5 protein-coding genes and 17 pseudogenes are annotated in these 20359 nt (G+C 69.9%); 11 read left to right on the top strand and 11 right to left on the bottom strand.

Translation table 11 applies throughout. The features are described from left to right. Nucleotides 1-153: 153 nt before the first annotated feature. The 4 pseudogenes from RBJ77_RS35955 (at nucleotide 154) to RBJ77_RS35940 (ending at nucleotide 4145) form a co-directional block, all read left to right on the top strand. Nucleotides 154-1528, top strand: a pseudogene (locus tag RBJ77_RS35955) (extracellular solute-binding protein). Nucleotides 1529-1724: 196 nt separating this feature from the next. Next, a pseudogene (locus tag RBJ77_RS35950) lies at nucleotides 1725-2525 on the top strand (carbohydrate ABC transporter permease). 45 nt (nucleotides 2526-2570) lie between these two features. Then, nucleotides 2571-3354 (top strand): annotated as a pseudogene (locus tag RBJ77_RS35945) (carbohydrate ABC transporter permease). 171 nt (nucleotides 3355-3525) lie between these two features. Next, nucleotides 3526-4145: pseudogene (locus RBJ77_RS35940) on the top strand (XRE family transcriptional regulator). Nucleotides 4146-4198: 53 nt separating this feature from the next. On the opposite strand, the pseudogene RBJ77_RS35935 reads toward RBJ77_RS35940, so the two are convergent. Beyond that, a pseudogene (locus RBJ77_RS35935) lies at nucleotides 4199-4954 on the bottom strand (ATP-dependent 6-phosphofructokinase); the annotation flags it as partial. Nucleotides 4955-5084: 130 nt separating this feature from the next. Then, a pseudogene (locus RBJ77_RS35930) lies at nucleotides 5085-5228 on the bottom strand (hypothetical protein); the annotation flags it as partial. Between the two features lie 278 nt (nucleotides 5229-5506). Between RBJ77_RS35930 and pta the strand changes: the two are divergent. From pta to RBJ77_RS35900, 6 genes and pseudogenes are all read left to right on the top strand, one after another. Next, nucleotides 5507-7596 (top strand): annotated as a pseudogene (pta, locus tag RBJ77_RS35925) (phosphate acetyltransferase); the annotation flags it as partial. 54 nt (nucleotides 7597-7650) lie between these two features. After that, a pseudogene (locus tag RBJ77_RS35920) lies at nucleotides 7651-8854 on the top strand (acetate kinase). Nucleotides 8855-8906: 52 nt separating this feature from the next. Beyond that, nucleotides 8907-9418 (top strand): annotated as a pseudogene (locus RBJ77_RS35915) (pyruvate kinase); the annotation flags it as partial. 100 nt (nucleotides 9419-9518) lie between these two features. Then, the gene (locus RBJ77_RS35910) at nucleotides 9519-9719 is read left to right on the top strand and encodes a hypothetical protein (RefSeq protein WP_372348806.1); all 201 of its coding nucleotides are present in this window, start codon (nucleotides 9519-9521) and stop codon (nucleotides 9717-9719) included. Continuing rightward, a pseudogene (locus RBJ77_RS35905) lies at nucleotides 9668-9809 on the top strand (pyruvate kinase); the annotation flags it as partial. The gene RBJ77_RS35910 and the pseudogene RBJ77_RS35905, both read left to right, overlap by 52 nt. A gap of 151 nt (nucleotides 9810-9960) precedes the next feature. Then, on the top strand, nucleotides 9961-10710 hold the full coding sequence (locus RBJ77_RS35900) for a pyruvate kinase alpha/beta domain-containing protein (RefSeq protein ID WP_372348805.1): 750 nt from the start codon (nucleotides 9961-9963) through the stop codon (nucleotides 10708-10710). Nucleotides 10711-10716: 6 nt separating this feature from the next. On the opposite strand, the gene RBJ77_RS35895 is transcribed toward RBJ77_RS35900, so the two are convergent. The 5 genes and pseudogenes from RBJ77_RS35895 to RBJ77_RS35875 all read right to left on the bottom strand — a co-directional run bounded on the left by RBJ77_RS35895 (nucleotide 10717) and on the right by RBJ77_RS35875 (nucleotide 14624). After that, nucleotides 10717-11172: a hypothetical protein gene (locus RBJ77_RS35895; protein ID WP_372348804.1), complete on the bottom strand. Its 456-nt coding sequence runs from the start codon at nucleotides 11170-11172 to the stop codon at nucleotides 10717-10719. Continuing rightward, nucleotides 11169-11699, bottom strand: a complete 531-nt coding sequence (locus RBJ77_RS35890; protein WP_372348803.1) for a hypothetical protein — start codon at nucleotides 11697-11699, stop codon at nucleotides 11169-11171. The genes RBJ77_RS35895 and RBJ77_RS35890 overlap by 4 nt, the downstream gene beginning before the upstream one ends. Next, nucleotides 11689-12250: pseudogene (locus RBJ77_RS35885) on the bottom strand (DUF6114 domain-containing protein). The gene RBJ77_RS35890 and the pseudogene RBJ77_RS35885 overlap by 11 nt, the downstream one beginning before the upstream one ends. Before the next feature lie 160 nt (nucleotides 12251-12410). Further along, nucleotides 12411-13032: pseudogene (locus RBJ77_RS35880) on the bottom strand (DUF6230 family protein). Between the two features lie 627 nt (nucleotides 13033-13659). Beyond that, nucleotides 13660-14624, bottom strand: a pseudogene (locus tag RBJ77_RS35875) (co-chaperone YbbN). 245 nt (nucleotides 14625-14869) lie between these two features. Here RBJ77_RS35875 and RBJ77_RS35870 point away from each other — a divergent pair. Continuing rightward, a pseudogene (locus tag RBJ77_RS35870) lies at nucleotides 14870-15556 on the top strand (TetR/AcrR family transcriptional regulator). Nucleotides 15557-15910: 354 nt separating this feature from the next. Here the strand turns inward: RBJ77_RS35870 and RBJ77_RS35865 are convergent. From RBJ77_RS35865 to RBJ77_RS35850, 4 genes and pseudogenes are all read right to left on the bottom strand, one after another. Next, entirely contained in the window at nucleotides 15911-16435 is a 525-nt protein-coding gene (locus RBJ77_RS35865; RefSeq protein WP_372348807.1) for a methylmalonyl-CoA mutase family protein, read from the bottom strand. Nucleotides 16436-16545: 110 nt separating this feature from the next. Beyond that, a pseudogene (locus tag RBJ77_RS35860) lies at nucleotides 16546-17520 on the bottom strand (methylmalonyl-CoA mutase family protein); the annotation flags it as partial. A gap of 1265 nt (nucleotides 17521-18785) precedes the next feature. Next, nucleotides 18786-19095 (bottom strand): annotated as a pseudogene (locus RBJ77_RS35855) (DUF3817 domain-containing protein); the annotation flags it as partial. Between the two features lie 9 nt (nucleotides 19096-19104). Continuing rightward, nucleotides 19105-19645, bottom strand: a pseudogene (locus RBJ77_RS35850) (MarR family winged helix-turn-helix transcriptional regulator). Between the last annotated feature and the right edge of the window lie 714 nt (nucleotides 19646-20359).

The following is a 20359-nucleotide window of genomic DNA, read 5'->3' as shown; positions in this document are numbered from 1 at the left end:
GCGGGCGCCGTTCGCCGCCCCCTCGATAACAACGTTGTCACGGCACCGTCGTTGGGCCGCGCACGCATTGACCCTGCTCCGAGCCTGAACGTACGTTCACGGGCAGCCCCTGCGAGGCAACGATGCCCGCGACGCTCGTAGGAGGTCGTGCCCGTGCGCCCCACCGCTCCTCTGCTCGTCGCCACTGCCCTGCTGGCCGCCGGAACCCTCACCGCCTGCGGGGGTGACTCCGGCAGCGACTCGAACACGATCAAGGTCTCCCTTCAAGCAGTCCACGGACAACCAGATCAAGGTGATGGACACCTATCTGGCCGCGATGAAGAAGCAGTTCGAGAAGGCCAACCCGGGCAAGAAGGTCGAACTCGTCCCGATCAAGGCCCCGGACTCCGAGTACTACACGAAGCTCCAGCAGATGCTGCGTTCGCCGCGGACCGCGCCCGACCTGGTCTACGAGGACACGTTCCTCATCAACTCCGACATCACCGCCGGGTACTTGAAGCCGCTGGACCAGTACCTGGACAAGTGGCAGGACTGGGGCCAGTTCATCGACACGGCCAAGTCGGCGGCGAAGGCGCAGGACGGGAAGACGTACGGCGTCCCGGACGGCACGGACACCCGCGGCCTCTGGTACGACAAGGCGATCCTGGCGAAGGCGGGGGATCAAGACGCCCTGGCAGCCGAAGAGTTGGGCGGAGGTGCTCGACGCGGCCCGGGCTATCAAGAAGAAGGTCCCCGACGCGGTCCCGCTGAACGTCTACACCGGCAAGCCGAACGGCGAGGCCGCCACGATGCAGGGCTTCGAGATGCTGCTGTACGGCACGGGCGACGGCGGTTCCGACCCGCTCTACGACACGTCGTCGAGCAAGTGGATCGCCGGCTCGAAGGCGTTCAAGGACAGCCTCCGGTTCGTGGAGACGGTGTTCAGGAGAAGCTCGGGCCCGACGTCTCCGAGCGCCCTCGACCCGAACTGGGCCACGCGGGTGCGCGGCGAGTTCCCTGCCCAAGCGCAAGCTGGGCATCAACCCTCGACGGTTCCTGGCTGCCGCAGGACTGGCTGAAGGGGCTCGGGCCACGAGAAGTGGCCGGAGTGGTCGGACAAGCTGGGGCTCGCGCACATGCCGACGCAGAACGGGCAGGCGCCCGGCAAGGTCTCCATGTCCGGCGGCTGGACCTGGGCGGTCCCGTCCAAGGCGGCCAACTGATCTGGCCTTCGACTTCATCAAGACGATGCAGACGAAGGCGAACGCGCAGCGCTGGTACATCGCGAACTCCGGCATCGCGGTCCGCAAGGACGTCGCGGCGGACCCGGCGTACGTGAAAGGCGCAGCCGGGCATCAAGTTCTTCACGGACCTGGTCGCCTCGACGCACTACCGCCCGGCCTACCCCGCGTACCCGAAGGTCTCCACGGCGATCCAGGAGGCGATGGAGTCGGTGACGACGGGTGACGCGTCGGTGGACAAGGCGGCGTCCGAGTACGACGAGCAGCTGAAGACGGCAGCGGACGGAAAGGTCGTCACCAAGTCTTAGGGGACGGGCCGTCGGGAGCTCGCGAGGATGAACGCGCCCTTCAGGGGCGCGGGGGAACTGCGCGAGCAACCACGCACGGCCCGCACCCGGCCGAGACCAGCACACGGCACACGCGACCCCGCCGGAGGCGACCGCACCAGTGACCCGCCGCAGAACCACGCTCCGCGCCCTCCCGATCGCCCCGGCCACGATCATCATGGCCCTGTTCCTCGCGGGCCCGATCGCCTACTGCGCCTACATCGCCTTCACCGACCTGCAGCTCACCGGCCAGGCCGAGTCGTCGTTCGTCGGTTTCGACAACTTCCGGGCCGCGTTCAAGGACGACGCGTTCCTGAACGCGGTCTGGCTGACGCTGGTCTTCACGTTCCTGTCGTCCATCGTCGGCCCAGAACACCCTGGGCCTGGCTCTCGCGGCGCTGATGCAGCGCGCCTCGAAAGCCAGTGCGGACGGTCACGGGGGCGGTCGTGGTGACGGCTGGGTGCTGCCGAGGTCGTCGCCGGCTCCCTGCTGGCGCGTTCTTCCGCCGCGAGGCACCTTGAACGCGATCCTCGACTGGCTCCATCTGCCGGGCCAGAACTGGCTGTTCACGCTGCCGATCCTCGCGGTGTCGTTCGCGAACGTGTGGCGCGGCACCGCCTTCTCGATGCTCGTCTACTCGGCGGCGCTCTCCGAGATCCCGAAGGGAGATCACGGAGGCCGCCGAGGTGGACGGCACGAACGCCTGGCAGCGGCTGTGGCACGTGACGCTGCCGATGATCCGCCGCTCCATCGGCACGAACCTGATGCTCAGCACCCTGCAGACGCTGTCGGTCTTCGGTCTGATCTGGGTGATGACCGGGCGGCCAGCAACCACAGCCAGACCCTCCCTGTTCATGCATGAGCAGGCCTTCCAGAAGAGCATGATCGGCTACGGCACGGCGGTGGCGCTGCTGCTCACTGGTGGTCGGCTCCCTGTTCTCGCTGGTCTACATGCGCCTGCTGCGCACGGAGGCATGAGTGACCCGCCGCCGCACCGAAACCGGCTCACCGCCGACGCGACGTCTGATCCTCGTCGGGATCACCTTCGCGCTCCCGCTCGCCTGGGTCGTGCTGTCGTCGCTGGACGCCGACGCGAACCTCAAGGTGAAGTTCCCGACCCACGCCACGTTCGACAACTTCGACGCGGTCCTCAAGCCGGACATCACGTTCACTCCGCTGCTCAACTCGCTGATCCTGTGCGGCGGCGCGACGGCGCTGACGGTGGTGTGCGCGGCGCTGGCCGCGCGTATCCGCTGTCCCGCTACCGCTCGCGCCTGAACAACCCGTATCTGGCGACGATCCTGTTCGCGACGTGTCTGCCGATCACGGCGATCATGGTCCCGGTGTACGCGCTGTTCGTGCAGGTGAACCTGATCGACACGATGTCGGGCACGATCTACTTCTTCGCCGCGTCCCAACTCCCGTTCGCCATCTGGCTGATGAAGAACTTCATGGACGGGTGCCGAAGGAGCTGGAGGAGGCGGCCTGGACGGACGGCGCGAACACCTTCCAGTCGCTGGTGCGGATCGTGCTGCCGCTGATGGGGCCCGGGGTCGCGGTCGTCACGGTGTTCTGCTTCGCCATGATGTGGGGCAACTTCTTCGTCCCGTTCATGCTGCTGCTCTCCCCGACCAGATGCCGGCGTCGGTCAGCATCAACGACTTCTTCGGCAACCGCGGGACGGTCGTGTACGGGCAGCTCGCCGCCTTCTCGATCATCTACTCGACGCCGGTGATCCCTGCTGTACGTCCTGGTGTCCCGGCGCTTCGGCGGCGGCTTCGCGCTGGGGGGTGCGGTGAAGGGCTGAGGGCGCGCGCCGGCCTGTACGTTCCTACGACATGTGACGCAAGACGAACGCACCGTAGCCAAGCGGCCCGTTCGCCCCTACTTTGTGCCCGTGCAGCACACCGCCGCGGCGAACCAGCCCACCCCGCCGTTCAACGCTCCCGCCGCCCGCCGCCTCCGTGAGGCGCTCGGGATGGCGCCGGGAGCACGTCGCCTACGGCATGCGCGCCTCCTACGGGCTTCGCGCACATCACGCCGGAGATCATCGTCGCCTGGGAGCGCGGTGAGGCCGCCCCGACGGCGGCCGAACTCACCGCGCTCGCCGGGGCGCTGTGGTGCTCGCCGGGTGAACTCATCGGTGCGGCCAGGACGTTGCGCGAGCACCGGCTGGCGCACGGGATCGCCCCGGAGGACGTGGCGCGGGCCGTGGGCATGGAGATCCACTCGTACCTGCGCATGGAGGAGACGGGCGAGTGGCGGGGCAACGACCGCCAGTCGAGTGCGCTCGCCGAGATCCTGCGGCTGACGCCGCGCGCGTTCGCGACGGTCACCGGGCGGGACGGGCGCTGGCGGAGCTGCTGCGCAGCGCGGCGACGACGCGCTGGCAGGGGTACGTGCGGCCGCTGACCCGGCTCGTGCCGGTGCAGCGGCAGGAGGCGGACGACGTCCTCCACGAGATGCACCTGAGTACCAGGCGCTGATGGCCGCGACGCTGAGCTGGGGCGGCGGTTCGTCGCCGGGCTCGGGGACGCGGGGCGCGCGTTCCTGGAGCGGATCCTGGACGAGTTCTGGTCCAGGATCCGCAATCCGTAGGCGCCGTACGGGAGTCGGGCCGCGGCGGCCCGGCAGGCCGGCCGGAAGACCGGCTAGAAGACCGACTCGGCCTCGTCCATCCGGTCCTTGGGGGACGGTCTTCAGCTCGGTGACCGCCTCGGCGAGCGGCACCATCGAGATGTCCGTGCCGCGCAGCGCCGTCATCCTGCCGTACTCGCCGCGGTGCGCGGCCTCCACGGCGTGCCAGCCGAAGCGGGTGGCGAGGACGCGGTCGTACGCGGTGGGGGTGCCGCCGCGCTGCACGTGGCCGAGGATGACGGGCCTGGCCTCCTTGCCGAGGCGGCTCTCCAGCTCGTAGGCGAGGGCGGTGCCGATGCCCTGGAACCGCTCGTGGCCGAACTGGTCGATGGCGCCCTTGCCGTAGTCCATGGTGCCGTCCTGCGGGTGCGCGCCCTCGGCGACGCAGATGACGGCGAACTTCTTGCCGCGCAGGAACCGCTCTCGACCATCTTGACCAGGTCGGCCGGGTCGAAGGGGCGCTCGGCAGGCAGATGCCGTGGGCACCGCCGGCCATGCCGGACTCCAGGGCGATCCAGCCGGCGTGCCGTCCCATGACCTCGACGACCATCACCCGCTGGTGGGACTCGGCGGTCGTCTTGAGGCGGTCCATGGCCTCCCGTGGCGACGCCGACGGCGGTGTCGAAGCCGAAGGTGCGGTCGGTCGCGGAGATGTCGTTGTCGATCGTCTTCGGGACGCCGACGACGGGCAGGCCCGCGTCGGACAGCATGCGGGCCGCGGTCAGCGTGCCTTCGCCGCCGATCGGGATGAGGACGTCGAAGCCGATCTCCTCGGCGAGCTGCTTCGCGTTCTCGCAGGCCGCGCGGAACTTGTCGCGCTCCAGGCAGGGACTGATCCGAGATGGTGCCGCCGCGGGCGAGGATGCCGCTGACCGCGTTCCAGATCGAGCGGTCGGTAGCGTCCGTCGAGCAGCCCCGCGTAGCCGTCCTCGAAGCCGAGCACCTCTCGTCGCCGTAGTGCGTGACGGCTCGGTGCACGACCGACCGGATCACTGCGTTGAGGCCAGGACGGTCGCCGCCTGCGGTGAGAACTCCGATACGCATCGTGCTGTGTCTCCCTGCTCGCTTCTGATTCGTCTGAGCCACTGCGATTCTTCCACGACGCGAGGGGCATCGCGTTCGGGCGAAGAGCCATCAGAGGCGCTTCGTCCCTTGCGGATCGGGCACTAGGGGCCCTGCTGTACAGGCCTTTTGTCCGGCGGGCGACCTAGCCATGCCCAGAGGTATTGTCAAGAGGGCACAGCTTTCGTTACGGCCATTTTTTCGGCCCTGAGCAGGGACTGCGGCTCTGCGCGGGGGGACTCTACGCAGGAGGAGCACGCGTGACGCGCAGCGTGTACGTGACCGGGATCGACCGGGGCGACGGTCGCCAGGTCGTCGAGCTGGGAGTCATGGAACTCCCTGACCCGTCAGGTCGACCGGGTGGGTGTCTTCCGCCCGCTCGTCCACGACGGTCCCGACCGGCTCTTCGATCTGCTGCGGGCGCGCTACCGCCTGTCGCGGGACCCGGCGACGGTGTACGGCCTCGACTACCACGAGGCGTCCGCGATCCAGGCCGAGCAGGGCACGGACGAGCTGGTCTCGCAACTGGTCGACCGGTTCCACGAGGTGGCCAGGGACTACGACGTGGTGCTGGTGCTCGGCACGGACTTCGCGGACACCCAGCTGCCGGACGAGCTGGCGCTGAACGCGCGCCTCGCAGACGAGTTCGCGCGCGTCCGTGGTGCCCGTGGTCGGCGGCAAGAAGCAGACCGCCGAGTCCGTGCGCGCCGAGGTCCGCAACGCCTACCCTGCCTATGACGGTCTGGGCCGCGACGTCCTCGCGATGGTCGTCAACCGGGTGGTGCCGGAGGACCGGGACGAGATACACGAGCGGTTGACCAACCGGCTGCCGGTGCCCCGTTACGTGCTGCCCGACAGAGGCGGCGCTGTCCGCGCCGACCGTCGCCCAGATCGCCCACGCGCTGGGCGGCACGGTGCTGCTCGGCGACGACTCGGGGCTGGCCTGCGACGCGCTCGACTTCGTCTTCGGCGGCGCCATGCTGCCCAATCTCCTCAACGCCCTGACGCCGGGCTGCGTCCTCGTCACCCCCGGGGACCGCGCGGACCTCGTGGTGGGCGCGATGGCCCGCGCACAGTGCGGGCACCCCGCCGATCGCGGGCGTCATCCTGACCCTAGAACGAGCGGCCCGGCGAGGCGATCCTCAAGCTGGCCGACCGGCTCGCGCCGGCACCCCGGTGATCGCGGTGACCGGGGGCTCCTTCCCCACGGCGGCCGAACTGTTCGCCATGGAAGGCAAGTTGAACGCGGCGACGCCCGCAAGGCGGAGACCGCCCTGGGAGCTCTTCGAGCGGTACGTCGACACGGCGGAGCCTCCTGCGGACGATCCAGGCCCCGTCGTCCGACCGCGTCACCCCCGATGATGTTCGAGCACAAGCTGCTGGAGCAGGCCCGCTCGGACAAGCGCCGCGTGGTCCTGCCCGAGGGCACCGAGGGAGCGCGTGCTGCGCGCCGCCGACGTGCTGCTGCGCCGCGGGGGCTGCGACCTGACGCTGCTCGGGCCGGTGGAGCAGATCCGCAAGAAGGCCGCGGACCTCGGCGTCGACCTCGCCGACTCGGAGCTCATCGACCCGCAGAGCTCGGGAACTGCGGGACCGCTTCGCCGCCAAGTACGCGGAGCTGCGCGCCCACAAGGGCGTCACCGTGGAGCTCGCGTACGACGTGGTCGCCGACGTGAACTACTTCGGCACGCTGATGGTCCAGGAGGGCCTGGCCGACGGCATGGTGTCGGGCTCGGTGCACTCGACAGCCGCCACCATCCGGCCCGCCTTCGAGATCATCAAGACCAAAGCCGGACGCCGCGATCGTCTCGTCGGTGTTCTTCATGTGCCTGGCCGACAAGGTCCTCGTCTACGGCGACTGCGCGGTGAACCCGGACCCGAACGCCCCAGCAGCTCGCCGACATCGCCACCCAGTCCGCGGCCACCGCCGACCAGTTCGGCGTGGAGCCGCGGATCGCGATGCTGTCGTACTCGACCGGCACCTCGGGCTCCGGCGCCGACGTCGACAAGGTCCGCGAGGCCACCGAGCTGGTCCGGGAGCGCCGCCCGGACCTGAAGATCGAGGGCCCGATCCAGTACGACGCCGCGGTCGAGCCGTCGGTCGCGGCCACCAAGCTGCCCGGCTCCGAGGTCGCGGGCCAGGCCAGCGTGCTGATCTTCCCCGACCTCAACACGGGCAACAACACGTACAAGGCCGTGCAGCGCTCGGCCGGCGCGATCGCCGTCGGCCCGGTCCTGCAGGGCCTGCGCAAGCCGGTCAACGACCTGTCGCGCGGCGCCCTCGTGCAGGACATCGTGAGACACCGTGGTCATCACCGCGATCCAGGCCCAGACCCCCTCCGAAAGGGCGCGACACCCGTGGCAGCGTCCCGCGTCCCTCGTCCTCAACTCCGGCTCGTCGTCGGTGAAGTACCAACTCCTCGACATGCGCGACAGCTCCCGGCTCGCCGCGGGCCTCGTCGAGCGCATCGGTGAGAGACCTCCCGGCTCAAGCACACCCCGCTGCTCGGTGGCGGCGGCGAGGCGCGCGAGCAGAACCGGCCGATCGCCGACCACGAGGAGGCACTCAAGGCGGTCGCCGCCGAGCTGGCGCAGGACGGGCTCGGCCTGGACTCCCCCGAGCTGGCCGCGATCGGCCACCGGGTGGTGCACGGCGGCAAGTTCTTCACGCAGCCGACCGTCATCGACGACGCGGTGCTCAAGGAGGTCGAGCGGCTGATCCCGGTGGCGCCGCTGCACAGCCCGGCGAACCTGACGGGCATCCACACGGCGATGACGCTGCGCCCCGACCTGCCGCAGGTCGCCGTCTTCGACACCGCGTTCCACACGACGATGCCGGAGTCGGCGTCGCGGTACGCGATCGACGTGAAGACGGCGGACGAGCACCGCGTCCAGCGCTACGGCTTCCACGGCACGTCGCACGCGTACGTGTCGCCGCAAGACAGCCGAGCTCCTCGGCAGGGCGCCGGAGGAGGTCAACGTCATCGTGCTGCACCTGGGCAACGGCGCCTCCGCGTCGGCGGTGCGCGGCAGGGTGTGCGTGGACACTTCGATGGGCCTGACCCCGCTTGAGGGTCTGGTGATGGGGTACGCGTTCAGGAGACGTCGACCCGGCCGTCATCTTCCATCTGATGCGGGTGGGCAACATGTCGGCGGACGAGATCGACGTCCTGCTCAACAAGAAGTCGGGTCTGATCGGGCTCTGCGGTGACAACGACATGCGCGAGATCCGGCGGCGGATCGACGAGGGCGACCAGGAGGCGCAGCTCGCCTTCGACATCTACGTCCACCGCCTGAAGAAGTACATCGGCGCCTACTACGCGGTGCTCGGCCGGGTGGACGCGCTCGCGTTCACGGCCGGGGTCGGCGAGAACGCCGCGCCGGTGCGGGAAGCTGCGGTCGCGGGCCTGGAGGAACTGGGTCTCACGGTCGACGGCGAGCTCAATTCCGTACGTTCCGACGAGGCCCGGATCATCTCGCCCGAGTACGCCCGGGTGGCTGTCGCCGTGGTGCCGACCGACGAGGAGCTGGAGATCGCGCAGCAGACCTACGCGCTGGTGGCTCCCCGGAGGACCGCAACGCCTGAGCGCACGCCCGCCCATTTGTAGATTCCACCAGACGGAATATTCCGTAGCGAAACAAACCGATAGGATCGCCCCCATGCGCCGTTCCAAAATCGTCTGCACGCTGGGCCCCGCCGTCGACTCCGAAGAGCAGCTCGTCTCGCTGATCGAAGCCGGTATGAACGTGGCCCGCTTCAGCTCAGCCACGGCACCCACGCCGAGCACCAGGGCCGCTACGACCGCGTCCGCGCGGCCGCCGAAAGACGGGCCGCGCGGTGGGCGTGCTCGCCGACCTCCAGGGGCCGAAGATCCGCCTGGAGACCTTCGCCGAGGGCCCCGTCGAGCTGGTGCGCGGTGACGAGTTCACCATCACCACCGAGGACGTCCCCGGTGACAAGTCGATCTGTGGCACGACGTACAAAGGGGCTTCCCGGTGACGTCTCCAAGGGCGACCCGGTCCTGATCAACGACGGCAACGTCGAGCTCAAGGTGACCGACATCGACGGCCCCCGGGTCAGGACGATCGTCATCGAGGGCGGGGTCATCTCCGACCACAAGGGCATCAACCTGCCGGGCGCGGCCGTCAACGTGCCGGCCCTGTCCGAGAAGGACATCGAGGACCTGCGCTTCGCCCTGAAGATGGGCTGCGACATGGTCGCCCTGTCCCTTCGTGCGCGACGCCAACGACGTGAAGGACGTCCACAAGGTGATGGACGAGGAGGGCCGCCGGGTCCCCGTCATCGCCAAGGTGGAGAAGCCGCAGGCCGTCGCCAACATGGAGGGGCGTCGTCGCGGCGTTCGACGCGGTGATGGTGGCCCGTGGCGACCTCGCCGTCGAGTACCCGCTCGAAGGTCCCGATGGTGCAGAAGCGCCTCGTGGAGATGTGCCGCCGCAACGCCAAGCCGGTGATCGTCGCGGCCCAGATGATGGAGTCGATGATCACCAACTCGCCCCACGCGCGCCGAGGCGTCCGACGTGGCCAACGCGATCCTGGACGGCGCCGACGCGGTCATGCTGTCCGCCGAGTCGTCCGTGGGCGCCTACCCGATCGAGACCGTCAAGACGATGTCGAAGATCGTCAAGGCGGCCGAGGAGGAGCTGCTCAGCAAGGGCCTGCAGCCGCTCGTGCCCGGCAAGCCGCGTACGCAGGGTGGTTCGGTGGCCCGCGCCGCGCGAGATCGCGGACTTCCTGGACGGCAAGGCGCTGATCGCCTTCACGCAGTCCGGCGACACGGCCCGGCGGCTCTCCCGCTACCGCGCCTGCCAGCCGATCCTGGCGTTCACCACGGACGAGTCGACCCGCAACCAGCTGTCGCTGACCTGGGGCGTGGAGACGTACGTCGTGCCGCACGTGGACTCCACCGACGAGATGGTCGAGCTGGTCGACGCCGAGCTGGGTGAAGCTGAACCGCTTCAACGACGGCGACACCGTGGTCATCACGGCCGGTTCGCCCCCGGCGTCCCCGGCACCACAGACATGGTCGGGTGCACCACCCGGGCGGCGGCGAGCGCGACTGACCCGCCTCCCCCGCACGAACGCCGAGGGCGCCCCCTGTACGAGACAGGGGGCGCCCTCGGCCGTCTGTGTGCGGTGCGGTCAGCTGTCCTCGACCGTGGTGTGCAGACCCGGCACGTGCAGGAGGTGCCACCGAACTGCGCGGCCTGCGTGACCTTCACGTTGGTGAAGTACGGGATCGGCAGGTTGATCGGCGGCGGGTTCTTCGCGTTGAACGTCATCGGGACGAGCCCGAGCAGATTGCCACGAAAGCTCCTCCGTGTACATCGTCGTCTTCCCGTTGCGGATCGTGGACGTGGAGCCCTTGTCCGCGCGGATGGAGTACTTGCCGTTCGGGCGCGGCGATCTGGGTGCAGATCCCCGATGTCGGTCCCGTCGAGATGATGTACTTCATGACGCGCTTGGATTGCTGCCGTCGGCCATCCGGACGTCGACGAGGGCCCTTGTAGTCGCGCCCTTGAGCAGGAGCGAGCTGGCCTCCAGCGCCAGGTGGTGTCCGGCAGCTGGGCCGGAGTGTCCTCGTCGGCGCCGGCCGCGTCCGTGGCCGCAGGCGGTCGTCGGTATGCCGCTCGCTGGCTCGGCGGCGACGGCGTGGCCGCGATCCTTGGCTTCCTCGGCGGCCTTCGCGGCCTCCTCCGGTCGCCTTGTCCAGAGCCGTCCGCGGTGTCCTTGACTGGCGTCCCGAGCGCTTGTCGGTCGTGTCCTGACCGTGCCCTCGACCGTGTCGACCGTGTCCTTCACCGCGTCGCCCACGTCCTTCGACGCGGTGGACCCGGATGCGGACGGGGACGGAGTCGGCGTGGCCGTCTCCTTCTCGTCCGGCGTGAGCAGGTCTGAGGGCGTCACCGACGCCCAGCGGGTCGAGCGGGTTGGTGGTCTTGGACGGCGAGGGCGTCGGCGTGGCCGCGTCCTTGCCGTCGTCCGAGCCGGAGCCGGTCCCGCCGGTGCGCGGACGGGGCGGGGAGTCGGGGTGGCCGTCTCCCTTGTCGTCCGCGCCGGAGTCCGAGCCGGAGCCCGTACCGGTGTCCTTGCCGCTGTCCTTGCTCGCCGAAGCCGACGGCGAAGGAGTCGGCGTGGCCGTCTCCTTCTCGTCCGGGGCGGTCTTGCCGTCCTTCTCCGCCTCCGATCGCGTCGGCGCACGCCTTGTAGTCGTCCGCCGAGAACTTCGTCGGATTGTCCTTGGCCGACGCCAGCGTGGGCGTCAGGCCGAGCCCCATCAGTACGGCCGTGGGCATGGCCGCGATGGCTATCGCCTTGCCCGCGGGCATGTGCAGCCTGGTGAACAGATGCTCCTCGGTGCTGCATGCCGCGGCCCGGTTCTCGCATCGGGACTCCATCACGGAGTCCTCGTGGTGCACCTCGTCAGCCGGCACGGTGCCTCCCGTTCGTCCCGTTGTCCGGGCTCGTCCCTGACACGTCGTCGTTTGCGCCCGCGACCTGGTAAGTGGCGCCCTCGATCGGCGGCGCACCGGAGCGGCGTCGTCCGACCCGGTCCCGTCACCGCCGGGAGCGGCTGTCGCGGCCTGCGGCCTGCCCGGCGCCCAGGAGATGCCGAGGGCACCGCCGAGCAGGGAGAGCAGGAAGCCGATGACGAAGCCACCGAAGTTGGAGACCACCAGGAGACCAGGGCGAGAAGAATCGCCGCCACACCCGCGAACACCCGGGAGTGCGGCTGGAACCACATCGTCAGGCCGAGCACGACGAGCAGGACGCCGATGATGAGCGAACCGGCACCGGCCGTGGTGGCCATCCGGATCGTCATGCTGCCCAGCGTCAGGTTCGCGTACGGGAAGTACATGATGGGAATGCCGCCGAGGATCGACAGCAGACCACCCCAGAATGAGCGCTGACCGCGCCACCCTCGGAACGAGTGGCGCATGCGACCAAGCTTCGTGCCCAGTCCTGCGTGCGCTTCGGCGCTCAGTGTCGTACAACTCCTCAGGAATGGCGTTGTTCTGTGGTGACGGTGGCTGTCCGGATACGGGCACGAGGGACGGCCCGGGGTCTTCTCCCTTGCGCCCCCGCGCCCGGCCGTTCAGCGCATCAAATGCCAAGACCCGGGCCCGCGAGCGGACCCCGACGGCCTAGTAGCACTCGTGCTTGCCCTTCTTGACGCTCATCTTGGGGCCCGAGAGCTTGAAGGTGCCGGCCGTGGTGGCCCCACGCCCGCTGCTGGACGTTCTCAGAAGTGCACCGAGTCGGCCTGCTGGGCGAACGAGTTCGGGTCGGCCTTGTCACCTTGGCGATGCCAGGGCCCTTGGCCGCGTCGCCCGCCGCCACACCGATGTCGATGTTCTCGAAAGGTCGCATCGGCCTTCGGAGTCATCGGCGTCGATGTAGAGGGTCTTGGCCTCCACGGGGTTGCTCTTGTCGGCACCGGCCGACAGCTTCATCGACACGTCGCCGAAGACCGGGACAGGCACAACCACGGACTGGCAGAGGTTGTTGATCGTCGCGGACTTCATGCCGACGACGGCGACGGGGTGAGTACCCGTCTTACCGGAGTCGATGGCCCCGTACTGGACGAAGCCCTTGCCATCGGGCGAGTCCGCCGTCACCTGTGAACGACTGACCCGACACGCTGAACGATGCCGCGAGCGCACCCTGGGACAGGGCCACGCCTATCGCGGCAGTCGCCGCGACGCTCGGCACCATGACTACGGCGAACCGCTTCCATCTGGTTCCGCCACGAGTCACGGAATTCATGACTGTTCCTCCTTCTCGGACGTACATCTCCGGCCCTGACTGCCCCTTGCGGCGGCTCGGCCGGGCAGGGATGGGGAGGAGTGCTACGTCCTCGGGAAGGAGGCGCCCGCATCGGAGGCGCATCCGCACCTTGATCACCGGCGATCACCCCCGAGCGACAACCACTGGTCGCACCTGGTATCACGCGCAGCCTGCCGGACGGGCTAGCCGGACGGCTGGAGACCTGTCCTAGGCCGGCGACGCTCCCCTTGGTTCGCCGTCGACCTGCGGTGGGGACCCAAGGACCCCACGTCCCGAATGGCTGTCGGACGGTGGGGAGTGGACCGAGCGTGCCCGATCGTGGTGCATTCCGTCGCTCGCACAGGGGTTCGTTACTCACGGGTAACGGACGGATAACCCGAACCACGACCGCCCGGCATCGGGCGGCAACGCTAGTGCTGTCAAGGAGATTACGAAACCGGTTGAATCCGGCACGGAACAGGGCAGAAGAAGGCCCCGACTTACTCCCAAGTAACAGCGGCCGCGATTACCAAGTTTTGGTAAAGCGCGGCCGCTGTGTACCCTGAGTGGCAGAACTTTCACCCCGGCACCACAAGCCGTGGCGTTTAAGAACAGGTCACTGACGGCTCAGAAGAGAACCCGGGCCAGAGCCGTACGCGCCGTGGTCACGCGCGGGTCGTCGCCCCGACCTCGAACAGTTCGAGCAGACGGACGCGCGCCGCCTCCCGGTCGTCACCGGCCGAGCGGGCCACCGCGTCGACAGAGCCGGCCGAAGGCGTCCGCGACGTGACCGCCCACCAGGTCCAGATCGGCGGCCGCGATCTGCGCCTGTACGTCACCGGGCTTCTCGGCGGCGTCCTTGCGCACGGCCTGCGGGTCGAGGCCCTGCACGCGCTGGAGCAGTTCGGCCTGGCCGAGGCCGAGCTTGGCCTCGGTGTTGCCGGGGTCGTCCGACAGCACGTTCTTGCACGCCTGGACGGCGCCCGCGAGGTCACCCGCGTCAAGGGCCTGCAGCGGCTTCGAGCAGCGCGTCGTACGGGCCGGCCGGAGCCTCCACGACCGGTGCCGGACCCTCCGCATCGGTGTCGACCGCGATCCCGGGTGAGACCGAAGCGCTCCTCGGCGACCTGGATCAACTGGTCAGGCGTGCCGCGGATCTGGGCCTCGGGCGCGGCGCCCTGGAAGAGCGGCAGCGCCTGTCCGGCCACGACGGCGAAGACGGCCAGGATCCCTGGACCCCGAACTGCTGCATCAGCATCTGATTGGCATCGACATCGATCTTGGCGAGCACGAAGCGGCCGCTGTACTCGACGGCGAGCCCGCTCAGCAGCAGACTCAGCTGCTTGCAGGGCTCGCACCACTCGGCCCAGAAGTCGATGACGACGGGCACCTCGGTGGAGCGCTGCAGGACGTCGCGTTCAAAACCCGCTTCGTCTACGTCGATGACAAGGCTCGACGGGGGCACGGCGGAAGGACCGCCGCCCTGCCGGGCCGCTTCGGCGCGCGCCTGCTCCGCCTTCGCCCTGGCCTCCTGCCGCCTTCACCGCGGCGAGGTCGACGACTCCGCTCATGGACATGTTCCGTGGCTGCATGCGTACAGTCTCCCCCTTCCGCGGACGGTTGTGGGCCGGGTCCGCCTCCGTGACCTCCCGCCGGATTGCGAGGTCTACGGAGCGGACTCGGCCGGGTGCTCGGCGCCGGGTCCCCACCCGGCACCTGTGGTTGCCGCTCGTCGTGGCCGGCCCGGGGTGCAGAACCGGGGCGGTCGTACGAGTTCGAGCTTTCGCTACGGGTCGTAGGTAACTGTCGAGGTGGCCCGTGGGCCGCGGCCCCGGTGATCTCGCCCCCACGCGGCGCGCGCGGAGGCCTTTCTTCCTACCGGCCGGTATGGTCGTCGACCACGCAGAGCCACACGCCCTCCCGTACAGGTCGCCCCTCAGTCCGCCGCCGCGGGACGAGGCGATCCTGGAGGCGACGCGTGCGGCCCTGGTGGACCTCGGCTGGTCGAAGCTGACGCTGGGGGACGTGGCGACGCGCGCCGGGGTCGCCAAGACGACCCTCTGTACCGCCGCTGGGCGGGCAAGAAACGAGTTGGTCGTGGACGCGGTGGCGGTGCTCTTCGACGAGCTTGAGCTGCCCGACCGCGGGTCGCTGGCCGCGGACATCGAGGGCGTGGTGCTTCAGTTCGCGGCGATCCTGGACCGGCCTGAGACGAAGACGGCGTTGATGGCGGTCGTCGCGGAGTCGACCCGGGACGCGCCGCTGCGGGAGCGGATCCGTACGTCGATCGTGGACCGGCAGAAACGTCTCGTCCTGGAGGGGCGGGCGCGGGCCGGAGCGGCGCGGTGAGCTGCCGGTGCCGGCGGATCCGTGTGGCCGCGGAGACGGCGGACCCTCATCTTCGACGTGGCGGCCGGGGCCGTGGTGCACCGGACGCTGGTCAGCGCGGAGCCGGTGGACGCGGACTGGGTCCGCCGCTTCACGGCCCCTCCTCCTGGGCGGCCTGTCGGCGGCGTCCGAGTAAGAACTCGGCACGACGGGTTCGTTGCTCGACTGCGTGGCCGACGGCTTCTCGCGCAGTTCCCCGCGCCCCTGAAGGCATGCGCTGCGCGCAGCCTTCCTCGCCGGGAGATGCCACCCGAAGGTGCGCATCTCAGGGGCGCGCGGGAACTGCGCGAGCAACTACCGACGAGACCCGCACCCGGCGAACAAACAGTGGTGACCACGGCGCGAAGCCGGCTTTCAGGGGCGCGGGGAACTGCGCGAGAAGCCCACGCAGCCGCACCCGGCGGACAAACAGGTGCGGTCGCGGCGCGTGGGCGTGGCCCGGGCCGGGTGGGCGCTGAAGCCGGCCGGCTCCGTGTACACGCCCCATTCATCACGCAGCACACCACAGATCTCGCCGAGCGTCGCCCTCCGCCCGCACCGCATCCAGCATCGGCCCGATCATGTTGGACCCGTCGCGCGCGGCACCGACCATCGCGTCCAGCGCGCCCGCACCTTCGCGTCGTCCCGGCCCCCTTCCGGTCACTTCCAGGACCCGCACCTGCCTCCCGCTCGACCTCGTGGCTGACCCGCAGGATCTCCAGGTCGCCGGTGACGGACCCGTGGTGGACGTTGACCCCGACGACCCGCTTTGGTCGCCCTTCTCCAGGGACTGCTGGTGCTGGAACGCCGACTCCCGCGATCTCCCCGGTGAACCAGCCGTCCTCGATGCCGCGCGCAGGATGCCGGACGTGATCGGCCCGATGGGGTGCTTTGCCCGTCCGCGCGCCCGCAGCCCGCGCTCCCTTTGATCTGGTCGAAGATCTTCGGCGTCCGCCTCGATGCGGTCGGTGAGCTGCTCCACGTACCAGGAACCGCCCAGCGGGTCCGCGACGTTGGCGACGCCGGTCTCCTCCATGAGGACCTGCTGCGTGCGCAGCGCGACTCGCCGCCTGCTCGCTCGGCAGGGCGAGTGGTCCCGTCGAGGGCGTTCGTGTGCAGGGAGCTGGTGCCGCCGAGCACGGCGGCGAGGCCCTCGACCGCGGTCCGTACGACGTTGCTGTACGGCTGCTGCGCGGTCAGCGAGACGCCCGCGGTCTGCGTGTGGAACCGCAGCCACTGCGCCCTCTCGCTCGTCGCCCCGTACACGTCCTGCATCCAGCGCGCCCCAGATGCGCCTGGCCGCGCGGAACTTGGCGATCTCCTCCGAAGAAGTCGACGTGCGCGTCGTAGAAGTAGCGAGAGGCCGGGCGCGAAGACGTCCACGTCGAGCCCGCGGCTCAACCTCCCAGCCCACGTACCCGAATCCGTCGGCCAGCGTGACGCCAGCTCCTGCGCGGCCGTCGAGCCCGCCTCGCGGATGTGGTAACCGGAGACCGAGAGCGGCTTGTACGCGGGGATGGCGGCGGCGCAGTGCTCCATCAGGTCGCCGATGAGGCGACGAGGTGCGGCTCGGGCTGGAAGAGCCACTCCTTCTGCGCGATGTACCCTTGAAGATGTCGGTCTGAGCGTGCCGTTCAGGACGCCGGGGTCGACGCCCTGGCGCTCCGCCGCGACGAGGTACATGCAGAAGACGGGGACCGCCGGACCGCTGATCGTCATCGACGTCGTGACGTCGCCGAGCGGGATGTCCTTGAACAGGACGCCCATGTCGGCCGCCGAGTCGATCGCGACACCGCAGTGGCCGACCTCGCCGAGCGCGCGCGGGTCGTCCGAGTCGCGGCCCATCAGCGTCGGCATGTCGAAGGCGACGGAGAGCCCGCCGCCGCCGTTCGCCAGGATCATCTTGTAGCGCTCGTTCGTCTGCTCGGCGTTGCCGAACCCGCGGGCGAACTGGCGGATGGTCCAGGTCCGGCCCCGGTACCCGGTCGGGTACAGACCGCGGGTGAACGGGTACTCGCCGGGCCAGCCGATCCGCTCGAAGCCTTCGTACGTGTCCCCGGGCCGCGGCCCGTAGGCGGGAGTCGACCGGATCTCCGGAGAGCGTGGTGAAGTCCGCGTCACGCTTGCGGGCCTTGTCGTAACGGGCCTGCCAGCGTCGGCGGCCTTCCTCGATCGCGTCAGCGTCCATACCCTCGAATTTACTAGGACGTCCTAGTAAAAGTCGATGGCCCAAGGCGAAGGATCACCCCTGGGGGCCGTCCTCAGGCCCGCAGCGCCGCCAGATGCGCGCCGCGCACGTCCGCCAGTCTGCCCCTGCACCAGGAGGAACAGGCCCTCGCGGGCGAGCCGCTGCGCGGGCGCGGAGAGTGCCGAGCGCGCGGCCGCCGCCGGCCACGACCGCGGCCGTGGCCGCCGCCCGCATGAGGTCGTACGCGCGCGTCTTCACGGCGAGGCCGGTCGCGTCAGGCACTCCCCCGCCGGCACCTCGTCGACGGGGGCGTACGCGGCGCGGCGCACGGCGTCGAGGCGTGCGCGCAGAACGCCCGCGGTCTCCTCCGCTCCCGTCGTCGCCCGACGCGTCGAGCAGGTCGAGCGGCTCGGGTGACGCCGAGGACGGCGGGTTGGTGTTGGTGTTCAACTGAGGCGGTCGGCCCGCGCCCACTCCTCGTACGGCTGCCGGATCACGACCTGGCGTCGGCCGGGACCGTGAGCCCGTCGAGGGTCAGGCCGACCTCGTGCCGCAGGAGCGCCGGTGAGCGCGGCCATCCGCGCGCCATCGCGTGGGGGTGAGTCCTGGCTGTGCGCGCGATTTCGGCGACTGCGAGGGCGACCTCGCCGCCAGATCCGTGGCACCGCCGAGCAGGAACACGTCGTTCAGGGCAGCCGGTGTACCAGGGCGCGCGCTATCCGTCGAAGCGCGGGATCCGCCGCCGTGCAGCGGTCGCGCTGCACCGGCAGCTCCGCGACGCACGCCGCTGCGAGACGGCGACACCGGCCAGGGCCGTGCCTTCGGAGAGCGTGGGCGCAGCCGGCGCTCGCGCATGACCGCGTGCGCGCCGTCGGCGAGGAGAAGGCGCGCGCGAGTGTGGTGCTTTGCGCCCGCACGAAGAACGTGGAGCCAGCACGCAACCCGCGAGGATCTCGGCGACCTCCCGGCCGACCGCGGCCGGCGCGTCCCAGCTCCCGTACGCGGCGGGCGCGTTGCACGCCGCGTACGCCGGACGCCTTCTCACGGCGTCGATCGCCCTTGCCTGCGGTGACGCTGCGTCGCGGTCGTGCGCGCCTCGGCGGCAGAGCGCAAGCACCCACTCGGCGAGCCCGGTGGGCGGCGTCGACGAGGGCGTCGCGCGCGGCGTTCGGATCGGAGCGCTTGAGCGAGGTTCGCGCGCGTCGTCGGCGACCTTGGCCTCCAGCACGCGGGAGACCTTGCGGCTCCACGAAGAAGGCGGCCGGTCGGGATGGTGCGCGATCAGCACCCACAGCTGCCGGCCGACCGGCCACTTTCGCCTATGGAGCCCAGGTCGAAGGCGAAGACCAGGTAGACGACGTACAGCCAGCCGTGCGCGGTCGCGACGACCTGCGTCACGTCAGCGGCTGTCCACCTTGAACGCGTACTTGGCGATCATGCCGAGGCACAGGTAGGAACGCAGGAGCACATCGGGTGCGTAGGCCAGCGACGCGGTAGCGGGTCAGCACGCTCTTCTTTCATCGCCGAGCGTAACCGCCCGTTTTGCTCGATCTTGAAGCGGGCCCGGTGGCCCTCGTCACTCGTCGTCGGTAGTCGCTCGCCGCCACCCGCAGCGGGCGCAGCGTCGCGAGATCTCTGCCGCACTCGTCCGCAAGCCGTACACGAGGCCAGAAGTCCATCGCCATGAGGTCGCGGGTGGCGGCCTCGACGACGCCTCGCGGCCCTTGTCGGTGATGGTGGCGAGCGTGCCGCGGCCGTCGTTCGGGTTGCGCTTGTCGACGAGGCCGGACCTGACCAGCCGGTCCACCGTGTTCGTCACAGGCACGTCGGTGGACCATGAGGCGCTCGCCGATCTTCGACATCGGCAGCTCGCCCTCCTTGGAGAAGGTGAGCAGGACCCAGGGCCTCGTAGCGCGCGAAGGTCAGCCCGTACGGCTTGACGACCGCGTCGACCCGCCGAAAGCAGGATCTGGTGCGCGCGCATGATCGGAGGTGATCGCGGCCGCGGACGGCACGGGACCCCCAGCGCTGCCTCCAGAGTTCGTCGGCGCGGGCGATCGGATCGAAGGCAAGACTGAGCGGCTTGGCACGTCCCCGACCTTACCGGCCGTCATATATGGAAAGTCAGCCCTGTCTCGCCCTTTTGGTCGATCGTCGCACCGCTCCCACCGGTGCGGTGCGACGGCAATCGGGACCGATGGTCCCATGCAACGACTGCTTCGGACGCTGCCCGCGCCCTGAACCAGGGGCAGGATGCCCGTCCCGTCCGTCCCGGCACACCGTGGCCCGCACCACCCGCGCCCGCGCTCGCGGCCGCCGCACCTCCTCCCGGTCCGCCCTCGTGCCACCGGCTGCCCCGACGACACCGGCGGCGGCCGCGCACTCCGCTCGCCGAACCCGCCGGCCAGGACTGCGCCGGCTCCGCCGACTCCTCCCCTTCTGGGTCGACCCCGCGTCGGACGCCGCCGTCCAGGCCGACCTGGTGGCACGGCAGGCTGCGCCCGACGCCGCGCCGTGATCCGCACGCAGCCGCCCAGCACCCGCAGGCGATGTGGGCGCCCGGCGACTTCTGGCCCGCGATCGCCGCGGCCGGCGCGCAGGCGAAAAAAGACGGACAAGACGCTGGGTCCTGGTCGCGTGCCAACATTCCGCACTGGGACTGCGGGCACTCCGCGGCGGGGCGCACACCGGACTTCTAATACAGGCAGGCACGAAACCAGCGTCACGATAAATGCGAAACGGTTAAACACCCACCCCAAACTGAACGAAGTA

The sequence above is a fragment of the Streptomyces sp. KL116D genome (assembly GCF_030766975.1).
Taxonomy (GTDB): Bacteria; Actinomycetota; Actinomycetes; order Streptomycetales; family Streptomycetaceae; genus Streptomyces; species Streptomyces longispororuber_A.
The sequence above is the reverse complement of the archived record's forward strand: the minus strand, read 5'-3'. Positions and strand labels throughout refer to the sequence as shown.

What these genes read in the sequence shown, in the direction of transcription:
- RBJ77_RS35910 (WP_372348806.1), top strand. Translation starts at nt 9,519, where the DNA reads ATGGACGAGGAGGGCCGCCGGGTCCCCGTCATCGCCAAGGTGGAGAAG.
- RBJ77_RS35865 (WP_372348807.1), bottom strand. Translation starts at nt 16,435, where the DNA reads ATGGAGGAGACCGGCGTCGCCAACGTCGCGGACCCGCTGGGCGGTTCC.